Here is a 24,452-nt window from a genome sequence, read left to right as displayed (position 1 = left end):
GATGTGGGTCAGCTGCACAACACCGCAGCACGTACTGGGTCGATTGATACGAGCGCGGCGAGCTGGTTTTCCATTTGTCGCGCCAAGGCAGGCTTGTCGGCGTCGTTGCGCTGGGCCTTCAAACGCAGGAGTTTGAGTAGACGCGCCTTGACCTCGAAAAGCAGATCCGGCTCCCAGTCGGCAAGCGTGTGACGTTGCGCGGCAGTGTCCAGCTCCGTGAACAAATGAATGGCCAGCTCAGCCTTGCCAAACTGCTCGGCCACACGCGCCATTAGCAAACGCAGGAGCCACTGCTGCCGCCCGGTCTGTACATCCGGCCGGCTCGCCAACCAGGCCAGCGCCTGCTCCACACCGTCGGCATCCGCTTGTGCCAGTGCTTCGGGCTCCAAGGCGAGTATTTCGCATGCCCCCGTCGATGTGGCAGGCGTAGCTGCGGGCAGCCACTGTTCCGGGCGGTTACCACTGACTTGCTGGTTGATCCACTGACGCGTGGCTTCATCGGCGAATGCCGAGCCGTCATTCCAATGGAGCATTTCCAGCCCTGGCAGACGCAGCAGAAGCATGCCCAGATCATGTTTGAGGACATTCGCCCAGCTGTTCTGGAGCTCTGCTGATTTGCTCAGGGCCTGGTGCAGATACCATTGCAGATCCAGCCAGAAGTGATTCACGCCTTCGGCGTACATCCCCTCCACCTGGTCAATCAGCTCGCTCCAGTTTTGCTGCAGGTGCAGGCGCTTGAGCTGCGCGCGATACTCGCCGCGAGGCGGTGCCAGCCGGGTAATCCCTTGTGCATCGTGCGGCGGCACCTGATGCACGGTGTCCCAACGCAAGCTTTTCATCAGCCGATGTGCTGCCAGCCACCCCTCTGGTTGCTTACGCAGGTAGCTCGCCAGCCCCCGGCCACTGTCCAGCAAATCTCGTCCGGACTTGATGGGCGATGGGCTCGGGCCTGTGGCGTTACCGCCCACGGGTGCATCAGTACTGACCTGCGGGACGACTGCATCAACGCCACCCGACACAGCGAGGCGAGCAATGAGAGCACTGTACAAGGCGTCCAGTCGCGGGCGCTGGTGTTCCGGCCAATTGCTGAAACCGTGTTCTAACCACATCAGGGCAGCTACCGTCCGCTCAGCTTCAGCCTTGACCACCTGAGGGTACAGCGACAAGCTTGCCAACACTCGGTTGCCAGCAAGCCACTCCAAAGCCATCTTGCGACTATTGGCGCGCACCGGCAGGATGTCACAGGCGTAACGCTCCATCAGCGCAGCCAGCAAGTTCAACCCATCAGCCAGGCCTGCCTCACCGTCCCTGTGCAAACGTGCCCAGAGGTAGTAAGTGGCAACACGAAGGTCTTTGCAGCACTGCTGGAGCAGCTTCTGCGCCAGTTGCGCAACCAGGTCCACATCCGCCCCGGAGAGTTTGTTGACCTCTTCGCGCATGCGCTGGAAGTCGTCGTCGTAACCTGGATCCTCGCCCACTGGTGCATCATCGCTGATGGGTGTTAGCCAAGGGTCCCAGCACTCGCTGTGTTTGCGGGCAATGACCAGCGGCTCGCTTGTGGGCAAGCAGCTCTCTACCAGTCTTTTCAGGCTCATTCATAACCCCCATTTTGCGAGTACTGCGGGGTATCGCGGCCATCTACCAGAAAGATCTCTCGCGGCAGGCTGAACCCGCGCAACTTGAGCAGTGCCAATGGACCTTCGCCCAACTCCGTGCGCAAGTGCCAAGTGAGGCCCAGGCCATCCGGCGCCTCCAGCACGACCCGAAAACGACTGTCGCCGTCGTCCAGCGCCGTGACATTGGCCTGCTCCAGCAGGCGAATCAGCCCCCAAGTGCCCTGGTAGTCGGCAAACAGGCGTTCGCCGGTATGGACACTGCTCCACGTCAGGCTGATGCCCGGATGGTCACCCTGCCCGGGCCACTGAAAGCGTTGCCAACTTTCTCGCTGGTTGAAGTAGTGATGCTTTTCACCGTTGAGTACGAAGGTGGTCTGCACCACATCACGTACAGGCTTGCCTTGCAGCTCGAAGCTCAAGCCCATGCCGCCATCGGTGTACAGCACATCGGCCAGCTGGCTCAGTTGGTTGATCGCTGTGAGAAAGTCCGGGTTGAAACGCAGGCCCTGGCTCTGTCGCGCGTCAGCCACCCAGCGGCTGCCTTCCTTGCGCAGAAGCCCCGTGAGCTGCTGAGCCAGGAACTGCTCGATCCGCCCGGAATCGGCACGGATCATCTGCCCCAGCATGGGCAAGGAAGCATCACTGCTGGTGGCGGCGATGGGATAACGGCCGCTGAAAGCGCCTTGCCATTCATCGACGATCGCGCGCTGCCAGGCCCGGTTGAGGCCGGCCGACGACGGCTGCAGAATCTGTTGCCAGGCCTGATCCAGTGGCTGCACGAACAACGTATTAGCCGCTGGCCTCCAGTCGGCGCCGAGGCTGGCGGCGATCAGGTTGCCATAGGCCTGGGTGTCGGTCAGGTCCGCGCCTTTGCCTTGGAATACCGTTTGCGCCAAGGTTTGAATCATCGCCTCGGGGTCGGGCGCATTGACGACCTGTTGCAACCTCAAGCGCACGCCGGTGACCCGGATAAGGAAGGCTTGCAGGCTCAGGCGGCCATCGACTGATCGCCCTTCAGACTCCTTGCCCAGCAACGCCATCAAGGGGCCAAAGGTGCTGTCGAGCGGGCCGCTGGGTGTTTGGGGAAGTTGATCGACGATCGGCGCTGCTTTTTGTCCTACCAGCTTCTGTGCTGATTCGATCAGGGAATCGGCCAGGGCCTGGCCACGGACGCCGGCCTGGCCTTGATAGCTCACCGTGTTCATCAAGGCGATCAGCGGTGACTGACGCACGTCACTCATCAGCGTCAACTGTGCAATCACATCGCTCAGGCCATGGCCTTGCTGCCAGCGCAGGCTGTTGAGGAAGCCCAGCCAGGCACTGCTGTAGTCCTGGAAGTAGCGAGTGGTCAGCCGCTCCCTGAGTTGGTCGGGGCTCAACTCTTTGGCAATGTCGTTGGGGGTGTCACTGAGTACCCAGTCGATCTCTTCGCGGCGCGCCTGCGCTGCGTCCTCGATGGCTGCACGAACCTGCCCTTCCCACGCTTGGCGGGTAAATACACCAGGGACATGTTCAGCAGTCGAGAACAGCGCGCCCGCATCCGTGCCACCGACCATCTCTTGCAGACCCAATGCTGGGTAGTGGTTCGCCGCGTTGTCGAGCACCTGCTGGTACAAGCTGCTTTCAGCGTTTCGTTGCCCCAGTTCACGCAGCAGCACCTGGCGTGTTTGGGCGATCAACCTGAGGTCGGGCTTGATCGCCCAGTCAGGGTGCTCGGGTAGATGCTGGCCGAAGAACGACCACAGCGCCGGTTCCACAGCGCCTAGTGTCTTAACCAAGAAAGCAGCATCAGCTTTTTCCGGGCGCGCCAACATCAGATAGGCTTTGAGGTAGTTGTACGTCTGCTGTGCCCGCTTGGCGCGTTGGGGGCTCGCTGGTGATAAGTTGACCAATGCTTTGAGCCGTTTTTCCAGTTCGGAGACGGCGGGGTCACGGAGCAGCTGGTTATTGGCCTGCGTATAGAGCGGCCACACTGCTTGACGTAGCTCGTGCGACCGGTTCAGGCCAAAGCGCTGATACCACGGTGCGCCGTGTTCTGATCGATAGTCCAGGCGGGAGAGTTCTCGTACCAACTCGCCCAGTGCCTGTTTAGTGTCAGCGCCTGCTACAGGCTGCTGCAAAGGGCTGTACGCCGCCGCGATCTGACCGACTTCGGCACGGTTGCTCGCAAACGACAACAGCAAGCCGATGCCCCAAATGAAAGCGAGGCCGAGCGCAGAAACGTAGGCGACTCTGGCGGGGTGCCAGCCCAGTCGCCGGGCTTGGGTGGAGCGATCGTCGAGTATTCCTGACCAGGCAGGGTCTTCAGGCCAGTGATGATCCACGCGACGGTTGTTCTGGAGTGGCAGCGGTAAGCTGAACCACACTCCACGCAACCAGACGTCGCGTCGCCGGAACAGCGCGGACAATGCAGCGCACCATCCGGAGACACCCTCGGTCGCCACATCGCGTGACAATCGAAGCAAGAAATCATGATCAGAGTCTTTTTGAAGCTGCGATAGACCCTGCTCACGTAAGGGTTGTGCGAGCATGCCTAAGTGGTCGGCGAGCCGCACTGGCGATAATGGTACCGGGAGCATGCAGCCTACCGCTCCGATTTCGCGCGTGTGCTGCGGCCACATACTGTCGCAGACCTGCCACACATGCAGCAGCAATTGGCAGCGAAGGGTTTTGGCCAGACTCTGCAAACGACGAACGCTGTCGTTCATCGCCCTCACGTTATTGCTTTGGTCTTTGTTCAACGCCCAGACCACCCCATCGAGCGCACGGTTGCGGCATAGGCCGCGCCACTGCAAAAGCAACGCGTCTTGCGGTTCACCTTGGATGCTGCCGGCCCACAGCAGCACGGTGTTTTGCCCTTCCAGCCAACGCTGCTCGCTTAACCCAGGGGCAATCGCCTCGATCTGCTCAAACTCACCGACCACCAACAACAGTCGAATTTTGCGCCGCCAGAAGAAGCCGTAGCGTCCCTTCAAATGCGCCCTCAACTCGGGTACGCCGAATGGAGCCTCAGCCTTAGAAACCACGTTACTCCCAGTCGAAAGAGTCCAGTTGGCTCCGAGCTTTTGTCCCGTCAGAGCAATAAAATCTCTCGCGCCCAACATTCGGATAGCCAATTCGCCGACGCCATCGAGAAAGAAAAATATCAAACAGCCGGTCAACAACACTGCTGACCATTGCAAGCGTGCAGTCTCACTCCTCACCTGCACTACGGGATTATCGACCCAGATCAATACCCCACCCGCAACGAGCAAACACAGGATCACTATCCAGACGCTGATTCTCTTCTTATTCACGATCAATCCTTATTTCAAGATCTCATGCAGGCCGGACAACAAAAATTTGAGAAGAGCCATCATGTAGCAGGACCACCTGCGGAACGTCCTCCGCCTTAGCACACTCACTAGCAACGATTAATGCGACATTACCTACTGCACATCCAGGCAAACCAAACGAATCATCCAATCGATGACACCTGGCCACGTTAAAAGGGAAACGTGCCGCATTCACAGCGATACTTGTCTCACGTAAAACGTCACCAGGCACCTGAGCCTGCCAACTGAAGTACGTTTCTTCTCCGGCACGCAGTTGCCCCCAACGAAATGCATCCGTAACTGCATCCTTGATAGAGCGACCAGCGCACTCAAGTTGGACAGGGCGATGGACCAGGGCGATCGAATCATTTTTTTGCGTATTAGACCACTGCGAAGAGCCCAACAACACAGCAGTCACGGTCTCGGCCTGTTCAGCAACGGGGTTTAGAAAAAGGTTAATTTCTACGGACACTAACAGTTGATGTCGTTCCGGCGCATCCAACCAAGTGTCCAGCCACATTACGCCATCATCGTCCATTGCAAAGACCACGCTATCAGTTAAGCGGGGGTTGGTGATAACTGCAGACCAAATAGACAGAATCTCCTCATTGCTGAGCACTTGGTTATGCCTGATACGAACATCCACAGCAAGACCGCGCGCCCCGATCTCTAAATCAGACTCCAACCCACGTACGACTTTTTGTAAAAATCCACGTAAACGCTTAGCGTATTCGGACTTTGAGTGATTTTGTACCGACGGTTTTAATTGGCTCAACCGCATTGTCAAAGCTGGTCCTTCCAGATAAATAGGCTGGAGAGGCTTACTACCCAAACGCAAGGCCTGAGCCAGCTTATTACTACCCGCCCCGGAACAATAGGATACGGCCAGTACTGCAACCGTACGCTGGCCGCGCCGAATGAGTGACCGCTCCAACTCATCGCGACTCTCATTCCAGCTCTCTATATAATCTCGATGCTTCTCGTACGCCAACAAACGCAGTGCGTAGAACAATAACCCGGCAATCAAAACTCCTAATAACGCGCAGATCCAAAACCACAATGATGTATGCCAACTGTCCACCCGCCAAAGCAGGACCACCAACCCGCCAACGACGAGCGAACAAAGCAAGATGACCACACCCCATCGCCAGTGTCGAGGTTGCCGGGGTAGCAATCGCCTCTCGGGTAATGAGTTCAGGTCAACTGCCATCTCACAGCCTACCTGCTTGAGGGAGCGACGTGATTAATTCACAACCACAGGAACAGCAATGACCGTCCAAAGCAATGGGCCGACCTTTAACTTTCGAACCTGTATCCCCCTCTGCTATTTCATTCACGCCGTGCCCAGGTAGTGGACAAAAAACAGCATCACCTACGCAAGCGACATCGAGCTGCATGAATTTCAATCCACTGGTGCCGGCAAGTACCTTGCCTCCCGAAGACAGGTTGTCGCCAACACGAATAACTCCACGCATATCATTAAGCACCAAATAATAAAATCATTACCCGCTCTTCAGGCAGCCTGTATTTAAATACCCCTGAAATACAGAGCTCACCGCTACTCAATCCGATTGTAACTATTAACAACACACCTAGCCGTTTTATCGCCCAACACAATCATTCTATCTTCGGATGCATAACCATGCGGATTCTCAGCGGTTCTGTGCACATTCACTCCTCCTCCCCAGCTTGGATTGGCATATGCCTGACCACGTACAACTTTTGTATCCCGGCCATAGTAGTCCTTGGTAACGGGTGTCTCCGGCCCCTGGGGGTCAATTTCTGGGGAGTACTGATAATAATTTTCGTCATACCAATCCTTAACCCACTCCAGCCCATTATCCGACATGGCATAAAGGCCCAACGGATTGGGAGGAAACCTGTCTACCGGCAAGGGGGTAAGACCGGCCGTGCTCCACCCCATTTGTCTAGCAAACTCCTCACGATCTCGATAAGTAGAAATGTTAATTCCTTTAGGCCCTCCCCCATATTCAGTAAAATCATCATTTGTCTGCTTATAAGTACCGTCATCAGTGGCCACCATCAAAAACTGCCCGCGACTGCGTGCCGCGTACTCCCACTGGGCCTCAGTGGGTAATGAGAAAGGAAGACTGGACACTTTAGCCAGCCAATTGCAATAGTGGTCGGCCTCATACCAGTCCATATGCGCTGGCAAATTAGGTAAAGAATGAATGTTCTTCCAATCATCCTGCCTTAGCCCCTCCTCAAAAGAGCGCAAATTAAGACCATTGCTTTTGAGATACATCTGAAACTCTTTATTTGAGATCTTAAACCTTGCAATAGAAAAGGTGCTCAACTTGACCTTATGTACTGGCCGACTGTCTCCATCACCATCATAGGGCATTTGCTCCGGCCCATACTCTAAGCCATAATCCCCCATCAAGTATTCACCACCTTCAACAAACACCAAGTTCCTTTTTACTTCTTCGACAAAATGCTTTATCTCTACCGGAGTTATCCCGAGCTCCTTATGATCAACTCCACTCCCCAATTGGTCACAGCCTGACAAACTCAAAAAGACCACAAAAAATATAGACACCTTGAAAATCTTCACGTCCACTCCAATTAGATTCACTCAAACGATATCCGCACCACAAGGACCAAACTTGCAGCGTCGCGGGTAATTCGGATTACGACCAACGCTTAGCTTATAATAGACCGTATTATTCATAGCGAGCGCATAACCAGAGGAACTGAACTCCTTCAAGCGATCATAAATTATGGCCAATTCGCTTCGCTTATGTTTTATTTCATAGATTTCTCCATCTCGATCCTTCCCTAACTTAAGAAAGTCTATCAAGCTTCGCTCATGCCGATCGACGGCGTCCAACTCAGCGTATCCCTCTGATGGACCAACTCCTTGCGCATTGACACGAGACAGTACTTTATGCCACTCCGATTTAGTCTGAATACTTCTAAGTACACAAAGCACCGCCTCTTTTCGTTCGCCGTAGCGATCGAGAAACGCTATGTTTCCTGGATCTATGTTATCCCACTTACCATGCCGCGTTAGAAGGTAAAGCAATATCCCCTTGGCTTCAGGTGTGTAGCGCAACAGATCTAACTGTCGGGTGATAACATTTTTGGCTAACTGATTCCGCCGCCTCGAAGCATCAACACTCCTCTTCGTCTGATCAGCCAACTCACCAACCTGTTTTTTGAAATCATCTGCAATTTTTTTAATAGACTTTTGCGCCAATGAGTAGTGCTCATATACATTAGCCTCAACGAACTCCATTTGCATAACACAAAACTTCGTATACACATCAAATGCGTCGGTACTCATGACTCTAAAAAAACCATAACTCCTTTCATTCAGTTGATAAATCAACCAAGCACCAAATTCCAGAAAAGTATTACCATTCACCTCACAAATAAAGCCACCTTTGGCACCCACCCCTTTGCATAGAGAGGCTGCAAAATGAAAACAAAACTTCCCATTAATAAAAGTGCAATGAAAACTTAAGCCGGCACCCACCCCCGCCAACCCTGCAATACTGGGTCCTATTTTACAAAAATCTACGTACTCTCCAGTAGTCTCCAATATACCGCCATTTGTTTCCCCTGCCGCTGTCGGCTTTAACCATTGCAGTGATCCCGTCAGTGTTCCTTCCGCCCTCGCACCCGCAAAAGCTTCTGCCGAAAGTTTTATCCCTTCATCTTCACTGCTCATCTGCTTATGAAAATCGTAAGCTTTGCTTTTTCTTTCACTGAAACGTCTCAACCGACCAGGTTGGCCCATGACGGTTTGCTGGTGACCACTCCTGACCACCTGGAATTGAGCCTCCACCTGAAGCGTCGCTCCAATAAATGCTGCCAAGCGAACGTTCAAACTTAGGCGAATCATCCCTAAATCAAACGGGACCTCGTTCTCATCAGAGGGATTAACTGCAAGCCTCCATCCGATGCGATCCGGGGCGTAAATTGAAAAGGACGCTATGCCGGCAGCCGCAGTTAAGCTGCCGCCACCCTCTCCTTTGATGGAGAATTGTTGCGTACGTGGGTCAATATCAACATTTGCGCCGAAATTGGAAACAAAGCGCATAAACTGTGCTCCGCCCTCAAAATCAATATGATCCCCCCACGTTGCCTCACCTTGTGCGGCAGCATTCCAACTATCCGCCCAGTCAAAAAGTGAACAATCCATACTCAGCGCCTCAGGATCAAAACCAAGGCCTGCCCATTTAACAACATCCTTCAGATCAAATTTTATTTTTGGCCAATTCAATCCGGCAAGTTGCCTCTTAAGCTTCTTGTCGTCTATGCGTCGAATTTTTCCATCACTGCGTCGCTCATAGATACTTTCAGCGCCGCCTTTTTTGTCACCACTTTTCAACGACACCGTATGGAGTTTTCTCCCATTCTTGCCTTTACTGTAGTAACCTTTTTTTACATAAACTACAGGCGCTCGTTTTTCACCAGCTTTTCTTTTAGCAGACTGACCACTAACCGGAATAAGCTCCACAACATCATTATATTTCATGTCCTGAGTAGAAAACTCACCAATTTTTTCTTTTAATTTTTCTCGCTTCAATTCCAAATTTTCCTCAGCTCGCACTACAGCGTCATGAAATGACGCATCAGGCGCTGCTGTGGTTTCTGCAACAATTCCATATTTTTCAATTGCAACGGAGTAATTAATTTTTCCCTGATGAAAATCAGTTACGCACTGCTGCATTTCCTTCCAATGCGTTTCAAACTCTGCAGCCTCACTGTCAGCAATAAAAACCAACTCTTCGGTTTCCGGACAAAAATAACACTGTACCGATTGATGATGAGTCACTACAACGGATTTACTTTTGCAAACCCTGCCCTCTGCTACTGGGATATCCGCTCCGCCCATTTCCTATCACTCCGAAGTTACTCAAAGAATAACTTTATGCTTTGAAGATCAATTCCATAGTGAGATTGTGTATAACCATCCCCATCTGTCATGCCTCTCAGCACGCTGCCATCGGCAGCTTCAATTCGATACCGTACGTAAGGTTTTGGCTTGTCACTGACTTTATCTCTAACTTGAAAGCCACCTTGCATGGGATTGCTGTAAACAGGATCTTCCAGAATCATCGGTACCAGGGCCTTCTCCAATGAGGCAGTGCCTCCCCAAGCGATATTGTCATTCTTGATATGCAGTTCACCCGGGGCACCGATCTCAACAGATCCGTCTTTTATCTTGATATAGGCACCTCTGCTAACCAGAGTGATGCCGTGTTGGGCATTGAGCACGATCTCGCCATTGCTGCTATTTAAAGCAAGTTCCTTGTCTGCTTGTAGCGTCATCGCATCGCTTTGTGCCTGAATGTCCACAGGGCCACGAGCCGCAATTAATTTGAGCCCTAACTTTTGGGCGAACAGACTGATTGCCTCACCTGCGGCCACGCTAAAACGTTTGAATAAGCTGAAGTCAGCACTATCACCAGCCGTAGCTGTAATAGAGTTTTCTGCCGATAGTTGGATGTTTGCAGGTGTAACCATAGCTATCCCGGCAGGTGCCGAGGCAAGGAGTCCCGCATCTTTGAGCCGCGCCAAAGCCTCACGTAGGCTCTGTTGGGCCTGATTATCAGCTGGTAATGCTCCCGACACAGCTGCGCTTTGCGCCAGTGCGTTCACCAATGCCAGAGCGTTATTGAGCTGAGCCAACGCTGCTCCCATCTCCAGCATTGTCCCTTGGGCTTGAGGCTGAGCATCAGCACTAATGAAAATGCCACTGCCACCACGGATCGCGGCATGCCCATCGGTGCGCAGTTCCGCGCCCTCCCCGCGAGGCCGGCGCTCGGCATCGACCAGATGCCCGAGATTTAGTTGAGTCTTGCCACTGTGCTCGGTGCTGAGCTTGACGTGCTCCTGCCCGCGGGTGTCATCCATGCGCAACTTGTTGTTGGCCGGCGTTCGCAGCACATTGCGTTTGTAGTTACGCAGCGTCACGTGGTCGGGATGTTCACTGTCGTGCAAGGCATGGGCGATGTAGGGCCGGTCTGGATCACCTTGCTCGAACGCCACCGCCACTTCAGTACCGCAGATCAGCGGCAGGTGCAGGCCATGGGTGTCACCTGCGTAAGGACGTGCCAGGCGTAGCCAGACACTCTCCTCGCCTGCTCGCCAGGTATCCCGGTCGAACAGAAAGTTGACCCGGTAGCGCCCCTCCATATCGATATGGCCGTAAGGGTCATTCTGCTGAGTACTGGTGACCCGCGCCGGCACCGTGCCAGCGATCTGCGGCTTGTCCAACAATGTCGGTCGAAAGCATATCGCCTCCGAGTATGGAATCGCGTCAAACACAACTTCCAAACTACGGTCGCGTGCCGCCTCAACGGTCAGATGCGTGATGACGACCCCAGGCTCGAAAACCAGAGGCGCCCCATCGAAGACCGTCAACACTTGGCCCGGAGCCAGGGTCACGCTGCTGCTGATGCCGTTGCAACGTGTCTGATCATTGAGAAAGCGTTCATGATTCAGGCGGGCATAAAAGTAGCCACTTTCGCTGAGCAGCTCCTCGTCCTGGTCAATGGCGTCACCCAGCGCGGTATAGGGTTCGCCGTAGTGATAGCCTTCGCCGTAAGTGGGGGTTGCCCCCCGGCTGTGATCCACCTCGCCGTCCAGAAAGGCAGCCGCATCCCGGTGGTGGTAGGAACGCACATTGATATGTTGCTCCACCACTTGATGCTGAACCTGCAATGCCCATACGCCTTCCTGCCCGTTACTGCTCAATCCCGACAGGGGGCGATGCGGCAGTTTTACGCCGAACTGGTAATGACGTTGATGGTCATGAAACTCGACCACATCAATGGACAGGCGATCATCGTGGGTGAAGCGATACCAGATGCCGACCTCCGCCAGCAGACGGCTGATGAAGGCGAGATCGCTCTCCCCGTACTGCATGACCTGCTCGCGCTTGGGGTATTCGCGTAGCAGGTCAAACGAAAAGTGCTGCCCTTCGAACCGGTGGCGACTACGCAAGATGCTTTCGACGATTTCCGGTACCGACTGATGTTGGTAGATCCGGTACTGCTTGCCACGCCCGAGCAATGCCAGCCGCGCTTCGAGCGTTACCTCGTAGCGGGCTTCATCCCTGGAGCCGGACACGCGCTTGAACCCCGTAATGACGCCATGCAGTGTGCGTGCTCCCCCCTGCGGGATCGGAAGCTGCGCGGTCAGTCGTGAAGCGCCCAGATGGAAGCTGGCATCCTTCCCAAGGATCTGCGCAGCGTCGATATCCTGCTCCATGGAGGTAAACGCAACGGTGTACTTGAACGGTTGGCTCAGCCACTCCTCGCCTTGGAACGAAAGCACGTCGAGTTCAACGGCAAGCCCCTCGACTTCAAGCTGGTAATGATTATGGAGGGAGCCAACTATCGGAGTTGCCATGCTCAGGCCCTCTCGACAGCCAGCAGCGCTGGATCGTGTTCATCCGAAAAGCTCAAGCTGATCCCAGCATCTTCGCAATACCCAAGCGTCACGGATTGAATCGGCTGGCCAAGGGCCTGACGCTGCAGCATCTGCTGGCTGAGCACCGGCAGAATCTGCTGGTTCAGCAAGCTATCGATGTTGCGGGCACCGGTATCCGGCAGAAGGCAGGCGGCGACCAGCGCTTCATAAAGCGAGTCCTCGATTTCACATTGCAGGCCGTAATGCCGTAACAGGCGCCTGGCGACTTGATCGAGCTTGATCGCAACAATGCGCTTGAGCGCATCAGCTCCCAGTGGCCGGAAGATCAACGTCTGGAAACGCGCCAGCAACGCAGGCTGGAAATGCTCGCGTAACACTGGGCGCAACAGTTCATGCAGTGTCGCTTGCGAAGCGTCTGGCTGCTGCTCGATACAGCCTTGCAGCAGGTCACTGCCCAGGTTGGAAGTCATGAGGATGACGGTGTTGCGAAAATCGATCTCCCTGCCTTCGCCATCGCGCATAAAACCGCGGTCGAACACCTGATAGAACAGGTTGACCACATCGCGGTGGGCCTTCTCGACTTCATCCAGCAACACGACGCTATAAGGGCGTTGACGCACGGCCTCGGTGAGTACACCCCCCTGGCCGTAACCCACATAACCAGGCGGCGAGCCCTTGAGTTGGCTGACGGTGTGCGCCTCCTGGTACTCAGACATGTTGAGCGTGATCAACGACTTTTCGCCACCGAACAGAGTATGGGCCAATGCATGCGCGGTCTCCGTCTTGCCGATGCCACTGGTGCCCACCAACAGGAAGACGCCCATCGGAGCCTTGTCGTCGGTGAGGCCCGTTCGAGCGGCACGTAGCCGTTGGGCAAGTGCAAGCAGGGCTGGCTCTTGACCCACTACACGCTCGGCCAGCTGATATTCCAGGCTCAACAAGCTTGCCTGTTCGTCCTTCAGCAAGTTGCCAAGAGGTACGCCCGTCCAGTCCGCGATCACCTCAGCCACACTGCGGGCACCTACGTCGAGCGACAAAAGTGGTCGGCTCCCCTGCACGTGGCTGAGGTCTTTTTGAAGCTGAGTACAGGCGGCTGTATCGACCTGCTCGGCCTGACGAGCATTGAGCAGCTGGAGGGTGACGTCGAGCTCTTGCTGGTACTGCAGCTTCAACGCGGACTGCTGACTATCGAGTTGAGCCAGTTGCGCCTTGATCTTCGCAAGTCGCGGCTCACATGCATCGCCGGTGAGCTGGGCGTCCTCTTCGAGCGCCAGTCGCTCTGCGGTCAGCGCCGCCTGCTGAGACTTCAGAAGGACAAGAGCATGAGGCTCGCAATCCAAACTCATGCGAACACGCGCGCATGCAGTGTCAATCAGGTCTACGGCTTTATCGGGCAAACGACGCCCAGTCAGAAAGCGCCTGGACAAACTGACGGCTGCCTGCACTGCGGCGTCCTGAACGTGGACGCCGTGGTAGCTGGCATAGCGGGCCTTGAGCCCTCGGAGCATCAAGCAAGCAGTGGCATCATCCGGCTCATCGACCTTGATCATCTGGAAGCGCCGTTCGAGCGCCGCATCGCGCTCGAAGTACTGTTTGTATTCACTCCAGGTCGTGGCAGCGATGGTGCGCAGCTCCCCACGCGCCAAGGCGGGCTTCAACAGATTCGCGGCATCTGCTGCCCCTGCCTGGTTGCCAGCGCCGATCAAGGTATGTGCTTCGTCAATGAACAACAGCACCGGTGTCTCTGATCGCTGCACGGCATCGATGACGTTTTTCAGCCGTTGCTCGAACTCGCCTTTGACCCCAGCACCTGCCTGCAGCAACCCCAAATCCAGCGTTCGGATGCTCACCGGTTTCAAACTATCAGGGACGTCTGCGTTGGCGATGCGTAGAGCAAGCCCTTCGACCAAGGCTGTTTTTCCAACGCCTGGGTCGCCCACCAGAATAGGGTTGTTCTTGCGCCGACGGCTCAGTACATCGACCACTTGGCGAATTTCATCGTCACGGCCGAACACCGGATCAATCTGCCCCGCTGCTGCCTTGGCGGTGACGTCATGGCTAAACTGGTCCAAGACAGCTACCAACGCTTCGTCATCCCTCAAGGCGACTGCTGCCTTGGCCTCTCCGGACACCTGGGGCTTGAACAGTGATGAATGCTCCGGTTGACCTTCTTCCGAATCGAATTCAAGCAGCGCTTCCATTTGCTTCAATTGCGTTGGACCGATGCTCGATAGAGGCCAAGCGGCTGAACACTTGAGCAAGCTTGGTGTTTCAAATAATGCACCCAGCAAGTGAACAGATCGCAATTGCTCACAGTCGCGATCCAGCGATGCCAGAAGCCAGGCATTTGTGATCAGTTGCTGCAGCTCGCGGCTCAGTTGAGGTTTGCTGAATAGGTTGCGCGGCAAAGTATCGAAGTGTTCAAGCACCCCCTGCCACAGGGCGTCGACGTCCCAGTCGTATCGGCGGGCGATTATCACCAGATCACCTTCACCCTGTTCAAAGAGCTTTAACAGCCAATGTTCAATAGTGATATGACTGTGCCCTCGAACCTGGCAAAGAGATGCCGCCGCCGTGAGTGCTTGAGTGCAATATGAATTGAGGCGGCGAAGCAAGCGAGTAGGATCGTGTGCCATACAGGGCATCCTTGTCGTCAATGGTCAACGTGGCGCCACGCATTCGACCGTGTCTGTATATCGGAGGTGTATTTGGCTGAACGCCCGCGCACGGACGCTCAACCCAAGACACTGGAAGACCGTCAGCCGGCCAAGACTGACGACCACGTATCATCCAGCGGCGGCAGCACTAGGTCGTTCATTCCACGAATCCGAATGAATGATGTTTCCGTCCTTATATGCCCACGTAATCCTTTCGTATCGCAGCTCGACCAATTCCAGATGGTTGTGTTTTTCTTTCGCTGGGTCTTTGACGTCATGCATTTTTAGTTCGACTGTCACGACCTTGACGTTTTCTAACGTTAGGTTGAAATACTCAACCTCCTGCCCGGCATCGTTAATTTTGTACCATTTGAACTCGGCCTCTTTCAGTGTCTGCCCAGTCGCCACAGCCTTGTAGAGGTAAGTACTGGACGCGTCTAACTCCTTAGTGAAAATAAAAGGTGTATGAATACGTGTGCCGGTTAACTTGCCAGTATTGTTATCTGTAGGAATGTAGAGTTTGTGATCCTGGGCGACCACCTCAATGCTGCCTTCGCGATCTTGTACGTTGACAGAGCCTTTGATATCAGCACCGCCATCGTCTTTCAGCCACAGATAAATAGGAATAGCCATTTACAAGTTCCTCATTTCAACTATTGGGCGTCGCAGAGTGCGACAGGGGTTGCAGCCCTGAGGCCGTAGCCGAGGGCTGACAAGCCCCCACCTCCGGTACCAGGCGAATTTCAACTCGGCGATTGGCCGACCGTCCTTGTTGCGTGTCATTGCTTGCAATGGGCTCAGCCGCCCCCAAGCCCTGTACTGCGAAGCAGTTGCCGGGGATGTCACCCATGCGTTGGATCCAGTCATGCACCGCCGCCGCACGTGCTCGCGACAAGCGCAGATTCTGTTCGTCGCTACCTGTGGCATCGGTATGGCCCGTGATCACAATCAACCAGCCTGGCTTGGCCTTGATGCCCGCCAACGCATTCACCAGGAACTTGGTCGACGCTGGCTTGAGTTGTGCGCTGCCACTGTTGAATAGCGACAGGCTGTCCAGGCGAATGGTTCGAGGCTTGTCGGGTATACCCTGAGGCAATGTCGGGATACGGTGGCCGTCGATCGCAGCCAACAATGGCAGTCGCAGTCTTTCGCCCTGATACAGCCCGATACCCAGTGACCACGGCTCGCCTTGGCGATAGTAGTGATCCAGGCGCTGCGCATCCTGGCGAAGCGCAAGCAGTGCCTCCTGGCGTAGCGAGATTCTGTCCGTTTCAGTACTCAGCGAAGCAGTGCTATAGCGTCGCAAGTCATCGGTAACCTGCCGTATCAGCAGTGTGTTCTGCCGGGCAGAGCTGATCAGTGCGATGGAGGCTGTCAATGCAAACAACCAAATTCCAATCAGCACTGCCCGGCTTCGCCGATTGTTCAGAGCCCTACCGGGCAACAAGTGGAGCAAAGGGTCCGGAAACGGTAACGGCCCAGTTCTACGATCAGCTCCACTGCAAATGAGAGCGAGCCCGGTACGCTCCTGCAACCAACGGTGCCACAGGTTGCCTTCTCGAGATCGGCCTGCCTCAGGTATGAGTGCAACCGCAACGGCGACAGCCGTTACCATCCTCTGACGGGGACCGCGTACGCTTATTCCCGGCGAGCACACCTCATTCAGCCAACCCACTGCAGCATTCAACTGCACCGTCGCTCGCATCCGCGCGGCTTCTTCCCCCTGATCCGTGTTCCTCCGCTGCCATTCGGAGAGAACCAGGCACTCCCCCGAATCTCGCACTCGCACACCCGACTCATCAAGCTCCCAACTGAACCAGGGAGTAGCTCCGGTTGCGCTGTGGAAATAGCCCACAATCAGCAGCGACAGCGGTGTGCCTCGCCTTCCCAACATCGCAATCTGGTTGCATACGCTGCGCAGCTGGTTCGTTAGCACTGCGCGATCAGTGTGGGCTTTCGGATTTACAACCCACATCACACTAAGCTGCCCGTCCCACTCTGGACGCTCCAACAACAGATCAGCGACCGTTATGGGCAACTGCAGAAGGTCGGGTACTGGTACATAGCACCCCTGCGCTGTTGCCCGCAGCATCAATGGCTCAGTAGGCGAGGTTTCAAACAGCTCAGCCAGGCAATCGCCGACCACCAGAACAACGGGATGACGGTAGGACGCGACAGGGAGGGTGATACCACTAACCCGCTGCATCTGTGTACTTTTATCGCCAGCATGCTGGCTGCGGCGCCAGTGCATCATCATCACGGCAACAACCACCAGAACAGCTACTGCCTGCCCCTCGATAGCCAACGGCAACGTGGCAATCAGCAGCAAGGACAAAGCGCCGGCCCATAGCCAAAGCCCTTGCTTGTGTATCTGCGGCAAGACGCTCATTCGTGCACCGGCAAAAGTGAGGCCACTGCCTGACCTAGCGCATGATCTAGCCACCACCAGGCGCCCACCAGCAGGACTGCCGCCAGCACGACGTGGAGCAAAGGCGACTGTAACCACCCCCACATCGGTATCCGTGGGCCATTGCCTACCTGGATGACCAGCGACTGGCTTGTATCCAGAGGCGCCACCTGTGCGGATATTGCAGCCAACAACTGCTGCCGCTCCGGGTGATTGACCTCTCGGTAGCGCCCCAGGAAGCCAAGCATCAGCACCCGCTGGAAGACAGTGAGCACGTAAGGGTGCACGGAGGCTTCACGCAGCACAGTGCGCATATCTTCGTAGAGCGACTCACCTGCTTGATGGCTACTGAAAAACTTTGCCTGCAGTGTTTCCATCGCCCAGTCCTCATGAGCCCGACCTTCGGCGCAAGCGAGAACCGTTTCATCCAGCAATGCACATTGCGCATGACTGATCAGGTCGATGCTACGACCATCCAGCCCATCCTCATGAAGCGTGTCGCGCACATGCTCTACATCAGCAACGCAGCGTGACCAAAGCTGCGGACTACTGTGCGCGTCGGTACCGTGTCGCAGTTCGACGACCAGCAGATAGGTGTCCTGCAGCAACGCGTCGATATCCACTTTGGCTGGAATGCTCTTCTGTGCCGTACGGTTCATGAGCGAAGCACCGCGAACAGTTCGAGCTTGACCTCCTGAAACACACTCGGGACATAGAGCGCACAGACCCCGTCGGCCAACATGGCGCGGCCTTTTTCATGACTGAGGTCGAGGGCAAAGTACTGATTCTCCAGGCGTAGCGGTATCGCTGCCGGGACGTGACTCAAAGGCTTCAGAGGAACGCCATCGAGGGCCGCATTGATAAGATGGTCCACATCGTCAGGGGAGCCAATCTTGCACAGTCGAGGAAACTGGCTCTGTACTTGAACTGCTGGAAGCCGGCAGCGAACAGATAGGTAGAAATCAGCCCCTTCAGGTTCGAGCAGGCGTGGGTCGCTGAGGGGAACCTGCCAACGGTTGGCACTACGCGCCTCCAGCACCAGCGCCAGAACGCGCGACGGCAGGCTTGCCTCCAGCAACGTAGAAAGGGTGCGCATCAACGGAGGGAAAACGGTCTCAAGATCTTCATGCTGGTAGGCAGGGATATCCTCAATGCCCTGGTCCAACGAGAAGGTGAGCAGGCCACCTGCGAGCTTTACCAACTGCTGATATACCTGCTCCGGGTGCCGCGCAGGATAAGCTTTAAGGTCAGCCAACACAGGCTGATAGGTATTCAACGAATGGAGTAACCAGAACAACGTGACATCCGCTACAGCAAAATCCGCCATGCGCTGATTGCTCTCCCGGCGCATCCCCATCAGCCGCTCACGTTTGGCGGACAGCTGCGTCAGCAAGTTTTCGAGTTGCAGTAGCAACCCAGCATGCGCATCAAACCTCAGCAGGGGCGGAATGTAGCTTTCATCGAGATCCCAGCTTTCTGCGCCGACGCGCACCAAGCGAGCCACCGGGCACGTGAGGTAATCTGAGTTATCGTCAGCATCCAGACGCAGGCTCAACGCATGTTCGAGCACGCTGATTGACTGCATTTCGTCTGAGTAGAGATCTTGAGTATCTCGCCAGACTTGGCGGTACCTGACGGGGCGCTCAGCTCTGCCGTCTTCGAACAGGCAGTTGTTGCCATTGGCCTGTTCAAGCGGCAAAGCGAGCACCACCGTGGCGGTTTGGATATCACCGGGCAATACCCGAGACAGCTCAAGAGCACCAGGAAGTCGATCCAACCGATCCGTGTCAATCAAAGTCCCATCGGGGAAGCACAACTTAAGCCGGGTGGCCATAAATTTGCCCAACTGCAGTGCATCCGCATCAAACGCTACACACTGGACACCCCAAGGATGGACCAAGACCCGCGAGGCAATACTTTGATTAGTCCAGGACTCGAAGCGGGCCTGCTGCTGAAACTGCTGGGCAGATAACACCACGCCCGACGCCCACAAAGGCCGGTCGATTTTCACGTCATGTACTCCTGAGGCCGCACTTAAGATTTGGCTTTTGGCATCTGCGAAACCAATGACAAGTTGATGTCCATGCCCTCAACCTGGAAATGCGGCACAGCAAACAACTTGACCCTGAAGAAGCCTGGATTGTCGTCAATGTCTTCGACAACCACTTTTGCTTCCCTCAATGGGTGAGAGGCCTGCAGGTCATCTCCTGGATCGGTCATCTCGGTGACCAGGCCGCTTATCCACCTATTGAGCTCCAACTCCAACAGGCGACGGTCTTTGGTTGTACCGATGTTCTCGCGCTGAATCAGCTTCAAGTAGTGCGCAATCCGAGAAAGCAGAAACACATAGGGCAACCGCGCGTTGATGCGACTATTCGCCGTGGCCTCTGCAGTATCATAAATAGCGGGCTTGTGGGCCGAATTGGCCGAGAAGAAGCAGGCGTAATCACGATTCTTATAATAGGAGAGCGGAATCAAGCCCAAATTGGCGAACTCGAATTCGCGCGTTTCTGGAATCATCACTTCCGAGGGAATCTTGACTTGACTGCCTGTCCCCATGTCGTACAAATGGATCGGCAGGTTTGTGACCGCTCCTCCTGACTGCGGACCTCGAATTTGTACACACCAACCATTGGCGATAAAGCTTTTAACCATGTTCGCCGCGAACGCGAATGTCGAGCTTACCCACAAATATTTGCTATGGTCCGGCCCCTTGACGCGCTCTACATAATTGAACAGCCGAACCGGGTTGGTGTCAGGCCCGTAAGGTAGACGACCCAGGGTGCTTGGCATTGTTGCGCCCACATAACGAGCGTCATCGCTCTGAGCGAACGCGTGCCATTTGATGTACTCCGCACGATCCATGTAGTTGCCGATATCCTTGATAGCAGCCACTTCCTCCATGGTGTTCTTCCCGAAGAACGCAGCACCCACTGAGCACAAGAAAGGCATATGGGCTGCGGCAGCCACCTTCGAAATATTCCGCAACAGCGCTATGTCTTGCGGCCCGCGCCCAAACTCGTAGTTCGAAACCGCCGCCGCGATGGGCTCACCGCCGGGCGTGTCGTACTCCTGGGTATAGGTATGCAGATACATACCGCTTTGAGCGATCTCCGGTGCGTCCTCAAAGTCCTGCGCTAAATCCTGCTTACTGATATCCAGCAGCTCGACCCGGACGTTTTGACGAAAATCCGTCTGATCGATCAACGACTTCGCTCCACGCCAGATGGATTCGACCCGCTGGAAATCCGGGTGATGCATGACTGCGTCCAACTGACTGCTGATCTGGGCATCAATCAAGGCAATGTGTTCATCCAGCAGCGCTCTATCCAGCCGCTCCACCTTCGGAGAGACACGCTTGAGCCGATCGAGGAAAACGCTGACAGATGCAGTAACGCGCTCATTAGGCGTCGCATCCGATAGCGCCTCGACACTTTGGAACGCTTCAATGCCTCCCATTTGATCAAGTGGCTCAAGATTTATTCTTTCGAACAGCGCATGATAAACGCTCTGGCTTTCTTCCACCTGCACGATGGCGCCACGCGATTGCGCAGAAGATTGTTCTTCGGACATTATTAGCTTCCCGTCAATCGATTGGATGGATTTCTAGCGATCGTTTTGAGGTGGCAGGGCCGCCAGTTCCTGACGCAGCTCGTCACTCAGCACTTCGTCTTTGAGTATCCGCTCCAGCTCTATACGGAACGTTGCGTTATCCAACAAGTTGGCCTTCAACTCGCGCAGTAAATTCCGCATAGCCAACAGTGCACGCAGTTGCGGCATCTGCCGCGCAACCTGCTCTGGCTCGAAGTCCTTCATGCGCTTGAAGTTCAGCTCGACCGGCGCCTCACTTCTGCCCCCCGATAGCGTATCTTCAACGATTAGCTTGAGACTCGGAGAAAGCTCTGACAGCACACTGTCAAAATTATTCTTGTTGATATTTACCTTCGGACGCTCTGACAGCGGGCGTTGCTCTTTGCCGTTGCTATAGTCCCCCATCAGCAGTAGCTTGAGCGGAAGCTCCACCTTACGCTGAGCGCCACCCGTATGCAGGTCCAGTTTGATATTGACGCGTGCCTTGGGCACTTCATTCTGAAAGCTATTTGAAGCCATGATTCCCCCCAAACCAGTACCCGACATAGATGCCCCGAGTCAAGTTCATGCACCTGATAAAACAGGACTCAACTCAGCAATGACGCCTCGACTTCCGGCATCCCGAAATATTTCCTTAGTAAATTTGAACGACTTTTATGTGTTCCGCCACCCCTCAAGGAAAACTAGGAAACGTCCTACAAAAGCTGGCTTTGGAGTGAAGGAACCGGACTTTTTTGCTGTCAGACCAACCGCGCTTTTTCACAAAATACCAATGACCGCAACCGACAGCGCATTGATCTAGATCAATACACGCCCAAGTCGATAAAAAATGCCACAGATGCACAAACTCTACGTGAAATCCATACAACCTAAAAATTTCGGAAGCATCCTACAATAAAAACCAGAAACATTTAGTTTGATTACAGCCCAATGGTACGCATTCACTATCTCAATCTTGATTTCCCTCTGCGCTATTCACGCTGGCAACTCCAAGAATTTTAGAAAAGTTCTGTAGGGATAATTACCCGTGTTCTATTCAGCCGCCCAGCAAAAAGGGGACGGCAGCCAGCAAGTCACGCGCGGGAAAGAGGGACAACGAGCGGTAGCGAAACAGTGAAAAGGCAACGATCCAAGCGCTGGTAATCCTCGCCAGAAACTCGCCCACGCGGCGTTCGCCCTGATGAAAAACCAGAGCGAACGCATCAGCAAAGGTGCCAAACCGTCTTGCTGAAAATCTGGAATCTCCCAGCGGGCCTGCGCCGACTTTGAGCTGAGCGCCGGCGCCCTTCCCCGCTAAATGCGTCACAACGGCCGATGCACCTCCTGGCACCCGAAGGTGTCAGGCAGGCATTTCACCGCTACAATGCCGCCCTAAACCGTGACAGCCCGAACCTATAACGCCATGTCCCTGCCAAAGAATCACCTGGAACTGCTCAGCCCCGCCCGTGACGTCGCCATCGCCCGCGAGGCGATCCTGCACGGTGCTGATGCCATCTACATCGGTGGCCCGAGCTTCGGTGCTCGCCACAATGCCTGCAATGAAGTCGGTGATATCGCCGAACTGGTCGAGTTCGCTCATCGCTATCACGCCCGGGTGTTCACCACCATCAACACCATCCTGCACGACAACGAACTGGAGCCGGCGCGCAAGCTGATCCACCAGCTCTACGACGCTGGCGTCGACGCCCTGATCGTGCAGGACCTGGGGGTGATGGAGCTGGATATCCCGCCGATCGAACTGCATGCCAGCACCCAGACCGACATTCGCACCCTGGAGCGGGCCAAGTTCCTCGACCAGGCCGGGTTCTCCCAACTGGTGCTGGCCCGCGAGCTGAACCTGCAACAGATTCGCGCCATCGCCAGCGAAACCGACGCGGCCATCGAATTCTTCATCCACGGTGCGTTGTGCGTGGCGTTCTCGGGCCAGTGCAACATCTCCCATGCCCAGACCGGGCGCAGCGCCAACCGCGGTGACTGCTCCCAGGCTTGCCGCCTGCCGTATACCCTCAAGGACGACCAAGGCCGCGTCGTGGCGTTCGAGAAGCACCTGCTGTCGATGAAAGACAACAACCAGACCGCCAACCTGGCGGACCTGGTGGATGCAGGCGTGCGCTCGTTCAAGATCGAGGGTCGGTACAAGGACATGGGGTATGTGAAAAACATCACTGCCCATTACCGTAAAGAGCTCGATGCCATTCTCGAAGGGCGACCAGAACTGGCCCGCGCTTCCAGCGGCCGCACCGAGCATTTTTTCCTGCCCGACCCGGACAAGACCTTCCACCGTGGCAGCACCGATTATTTCGTTACTGACCGCAAAGTCGACATCGGCGCCTTCGACTCGCCGACCTTCACCGGCCTTGAAGTTGGCGTGGTGGAAAAAGTCGGCAAGCGTGACTTGCACGTGGTCACCCAAGTGCCGTTGACCAACGGTGACGGCCTCAATGTGTTGGTCAAGCGTGAAGTGGTGGGGTTTCGCGCCAACATCGCCGAGCCCCGTGGCGAGTTCGAGGAAGACGGCCAGAAGCGCTATCGCTACCGCGTCGAACCTAATGAGATGCCCGAAGGCCTGCACAAGCTGCGGCCGAACCACCCGCTTTCACGCAACCTCGACCACAACTGGCAGCAGGCGCTGCAACGCACCTCGTCCGAGCGCCGGGTTGGCGTGCAATGGCATGCAGTACTGCGCGAGCAGCGGCTGATGCTGAGGGTCAGCAGCGAAGAAGGCGTCAGCGTGCAGGTGGCCCTGGATGGCCCGTTCGGCGTTGCCAACAAGCCACAGCAGGCACTGGAGCAGTTGCACGACCTGCTGGGCCAGCTGGGCACCACGATGTACCACGCTACCGCTATCGAGCTGGACGCGCCGCAGGCATTCTTCATCCCTAACTCGCAGCTCAAGGCCCTGCGCCGTGAGGCCATCGAAGCGCTGACCGCCGCCCGCGTGCAGGCCCACCCTCGTGGCAGGCGCAAGGCCGAAACCTCGCCGCCTCCGGTGTACCCGGAGTCGCACCTGTCGTTCCTGGCCAACGTCTACAACCAGAAGGCCCGCGACTTCTACCACCGCCATGGTGTGCAGTTGATCGACGCCGCCTATGAAGCCCACGAAGAACACGGCGAAGTGCCGGTGATGATCACCAAGCACTGCCTGCGCTTCTCGTTCAACCTGTGCCCCAAACAGGCCAAGGGTGTGACCGGTGTACGAACCAAGGTGGCGCCTATGCAGCTGATCCAGGGCGACGAAGTGCTGACGTTGAAGTTCGACTGCAAGCCGTGCGAAATGCATGTCATCGGCAAGATGAAGAGCCATATCATCGACCTGCCGACCCCAGGCAGCGCGGTGGCGCAGGTTGTCGGGCACATCAGCCCCGAAGACCTGCTCAAGACCATACCGCGCGCACCGCATTGATCGCCGCCCTTCAGGCCCATTCGCATCTTGAAACGCTCCTTTTAGGAGCGGCTTGAG

At 55.6% G+C, this 24,452-nt stretch carries 16 protein-coding genes; 1 reads left to right on the top strand and 15 read right to left on the bottom strand.

Annotated elements, in window-relative coordinates:
* Positions 1-8: 8 nt before the first annotated feature.
* The 15 genes from tssA to HU725_RS10705 all read right to left on the bottom strand — a co-directional run bounded on the left by tssA (position 9) and on the right by HU725_RS10705 (position 22,298).
* Positions 9-1,595, bottom strand: a complete 1,587-nt coding sequence (gene tssA, locus HU725_RS10775) for a type VI secretion system protein TssA (RefSeq protein ID WP_186477198.1) — start codon at positions 1,593-1,595, stop codon at positions 9-11.
* Positions 1,592-4,591 carry an ImcF-related family protein gene (locus HU725_RS10770; protein ID WP_225915530.1) on the bottom strand — a complete coding sequence of 1,000 codons (3,000 nt, stop codon included), beginning with the start codon at positions 4,589-4,591 and terminating at the stop codon, positions 1,592-1,594. The genes tssA and HU725_RS10770 overlap by 4 nt, the downstream gene beginning before the upstream one ends.
* Positions 4,592-4,934: 343 nt before the next feature.
* Positions 4,935-6,140, bottom strand: a complete 1,206-nt coding sequence (locus tag HU725_RS10765; protein WP_186477197.1) for a KPHS_23130 family T6SS system protein — start codon at positions 6,138-6,140, stop codon at positions 4,935-4,937.
* A 1-nt stretch (position 6,141) separates the two neighbouring features.
* Positions 6,142-6,405 carry a PAAR domain-containing protein gene (locus HU725_RS10760; RefSeq protein WP_186477196.1) on the bottom strand — a complete coding sequence of 88 codons (264 nt, stop codon included), beginning with the start codon at positions 6,403-6,405 and terminating at the stop codon, positions 6,142-6,144.
* 83 nt (positions 6,406-6,488) lie between these two features.
* Positions 6,489-7,505, bottom strand: coding sequence for a formylglycine-generating enzyme family protein (locus HU725_RS10755; RefSeq protein ID WP_186477195.1), 1,017 nt, complete (start codon positions 7,503-7,505; stop codon positions 6,489-6,491).
* 21 nt (positions 7,506-7,526) lie between these two features.
* Positions 7,527-9,794, bottom strand: coding sequence for an ATPase (locus HU725_RS10750; protein WP_186477194.1), 2,268 nt, complete (start codon positions 9,792-9,794; stop codon positions 7,527-7,529).
* A gap of 17 nt (positions 9,795-9,811) precedes the next feature.
* A complete protein-coding gene (locus tag HU725_RS10745; RefSeq protein WP_186477193.1) occupies positions 9,812-12,316 on the bottom strand; it encodes a type VI secretion system Vgr family protein in 2,505 nt (834 codons plus the stop codon).
* Between the two features lie 2 nt (positions 12,317-12,318).
* Entirely contained in the window at positions 12,319-14,973 is a 2,655-nt protein-coding gene (tssH, locus tag HU725_RS10740; protein WP_186477192.1) for a type VI secretion system ATPase TssH, read from the bottom strand.
* A 150-nt stretch (positions 14,974-15,123) separates the two neighbouring features.
* Positions 15,124-15,627 carry an Hcp family type VI secretion system effector gene (locus HU725_RS10735; protein ID WP_186477191.1) on the bottom strand — a complete coding sequence of 168 codons (504 nt, stop codon included), beginning with the start codon at positions 15,625-15,627 and terminating at the stop codon, positions 15,124-15,126.
* A 16-nt stretch (positions 15,628-15,643) separates the two neighbouring features.
* Positions 15,644-17,383: an OmpA family protein gene (locus HU725_RS10730; protein ID WP_186477190.1), complete on the bottom strand. Its 1,740-nt coding sequence runs from the start codon at positions 17,381-17,383 to the stop codon at positions 15,644-15,646.
* Positions 17,380-18,060, bottom strand: a complete 681-nt coding sequence (tssL, locus tag HU725_RS10725) for a type VI secretion system protein TssL, short form (protein WP_186477189.1) — start codon at positions 18,058-18,060, stop codon at positions 17,380-17,382. The genes HU725_RS10730 and tssL overlap by 4 nt, the downstream gene beginning before the upstream one ends.
* Positions 18,057-19,412: a type VI secretion system baseplate subunit TssK gene (tssK, locus tag HU725_RS10720; protein WP_186477188.1), complete on the bottom strand. Its 1,356-nt coding sequence runs from the start codon at positions 19,410-19,412 to the stop codon at positions 18,057-18,059. The genes tssL and tssK overlap by 4 nt, the downstream gene beginning before the upstream one ends.
* 23 nt (positions 19,413-19,435) lie before the next feature.
* The gene (gene tssC, locus HU725_RS10715) at positions 19,436-20,974 is read right to left on the bottom strand and encodes a type VI secretion system contractile sheath large subunit (RefSeq protein ID WP_186477187.1); all 1,539 of its coding nucleotides are present in this window, start codon (positions 20,972-20,974) and stop codon (positions 19,436-19,438) included.
* Between the two features lie 33 nt (positions 20,975-21,007).
* A complete protein-coding gene (gene tssB / locus HU725_RS10710; protein WP_186477186.1) occupies positions 21,008-21,511 on the bottom strand; it encodes a type VI secretion system contractile sheath small subunit in 504 nt (167 codons plus the stop codon).
* A 517-nt stretch (positions 21,512-22,028) separates the two neighbouring features.
* Positions 22,029-22,298 (bottom strand): hypothetical protein, encoded by a 270-nt coding sequence (locus HU725_RS10705; protein ID WP_186477185.1) that lies wholly within the window; start codon positions 22,296-22,298, stop codon positions 22,029-22,031.
* Between the two features lie 96 nt (positions 22,299-22,394).
* On the opposite strand from HU725_RS10705, the gene HU725_RS10700 reads away from it, so the two are divergent.
* Positions 22,395-24,395, top strand: a complete 2,001-nt coding sequence (locus tag HU725_RS10700) for a peptidase U32 family protein (RefSeq protein WP_186477184.1) — start codon at positions 22,395-22,397, stop codon at positions 24,393-24,395.
* The last annotated feature ends 57 nt before the right edge of the window (positions 24,396-24,452 follow it).

Source organism: Pseudomonas promysalinigenes (assembly GCF_014269025.2).
Lineage (GTDB): Bacteria > Pseudomonadota > Gammaproteobacteria > Pseudomonadales > Pseudomonadaceae > Aquipseudomonas > Aquipseudomonas promysalinigenes.
The sequence above is the reverse complement of the archived record's forward strand: the minus strand, read 5'-3'. Positions and strand labels throughout refer to the sequence as shown.

Excerpts from the sequence above, each read along its gene's own strand:
- tssA (WP_186477198.1), bottom strand. The coding sequence starts at position 1,595 with ATGAGCCTGAAAAGACTGGTAGAGAGCTGCTTGCCCACAAGCGAGCCG.
- HU725_RS10765 (WP_186477197.1), bottom strand. The coding sequence starts at position 6,140 with ATGGCAGTTGACCTGAACTCATTACCCGAGAGGCGATTGCTACCCCGG.
- HU725_RS10760 (WP_186477196.1), bottom strand. The coding sequence starts at position 6,405 with ATGCGTGGAGTTATTCGTGTTGGCGACAACCTGTCTTCGGGAGGCAAG.
- HU725_RS10750 (WP_186477194.1), bottom strand. The coding sequence starts at position 9,794 with ATGGGCGGAGCGGATATCCCAGTAGCAGAGGGCAGGGTTTGCAAAAGT.
- HU725_RS10745 (WP_186477193.1), bottom strand. The coding sequence starts at position 12,316 with ATGGCAACTCCGATAGTTGGCTCCCTCCATAATCATTACCAGCTTGAA.
- tssH (WP_186477192.1), bottom strand. The coding sequence starts at position 14,973 with ATGGCACACGATCCTACTCGCTTGCTTCGCCGCCTCAATTCATATTGC.
- HU725_RS10735 (WP_186477191.1), bottom strand. The coding sequence starts at position 15,627 with ATGGCTATTCCTATTTATCTGTGGCTGAAAGACGATGGCGGTGCTGAT.
- HU725_RS10730 (WP_186477190.1), bottom strand. The coding sequence starts at position 17,383 with ATGAGCGTCTTGCCGCAGATACACAAGCAAGGGCTTTGGCTATGGGCC.
- tssL (WP_186477189.1), bottom strand. The coding sequence starts at position 18,060 with ATGAACCGTACGGCACAGAAGAGCATTCCAGCCAAAGTGGATATCGAC.
- tssC (WP_186477187.1), bottom strand. The coding sequence starts at position 20,974 with ATGTCCGAAGAACAATCTTCTGCGCAATCGCGTGGCGCCATCGTGCAG.
- tssB (WP_186477186.1), bottom strand. The coding sequence starts at position 21,511 with ATGGCTTCAAATAGCTTTCAGAATGAAGTGCCCAAGGCACGCGTCAAT.
- HU725_RS10700 (WP_186477184.1), top strand. The coding sequence starts at position 22,395 with ATGTCCCTGCCAAAGAATCACCTGGAACTGCTCAGCCCCGCCCGTGAC.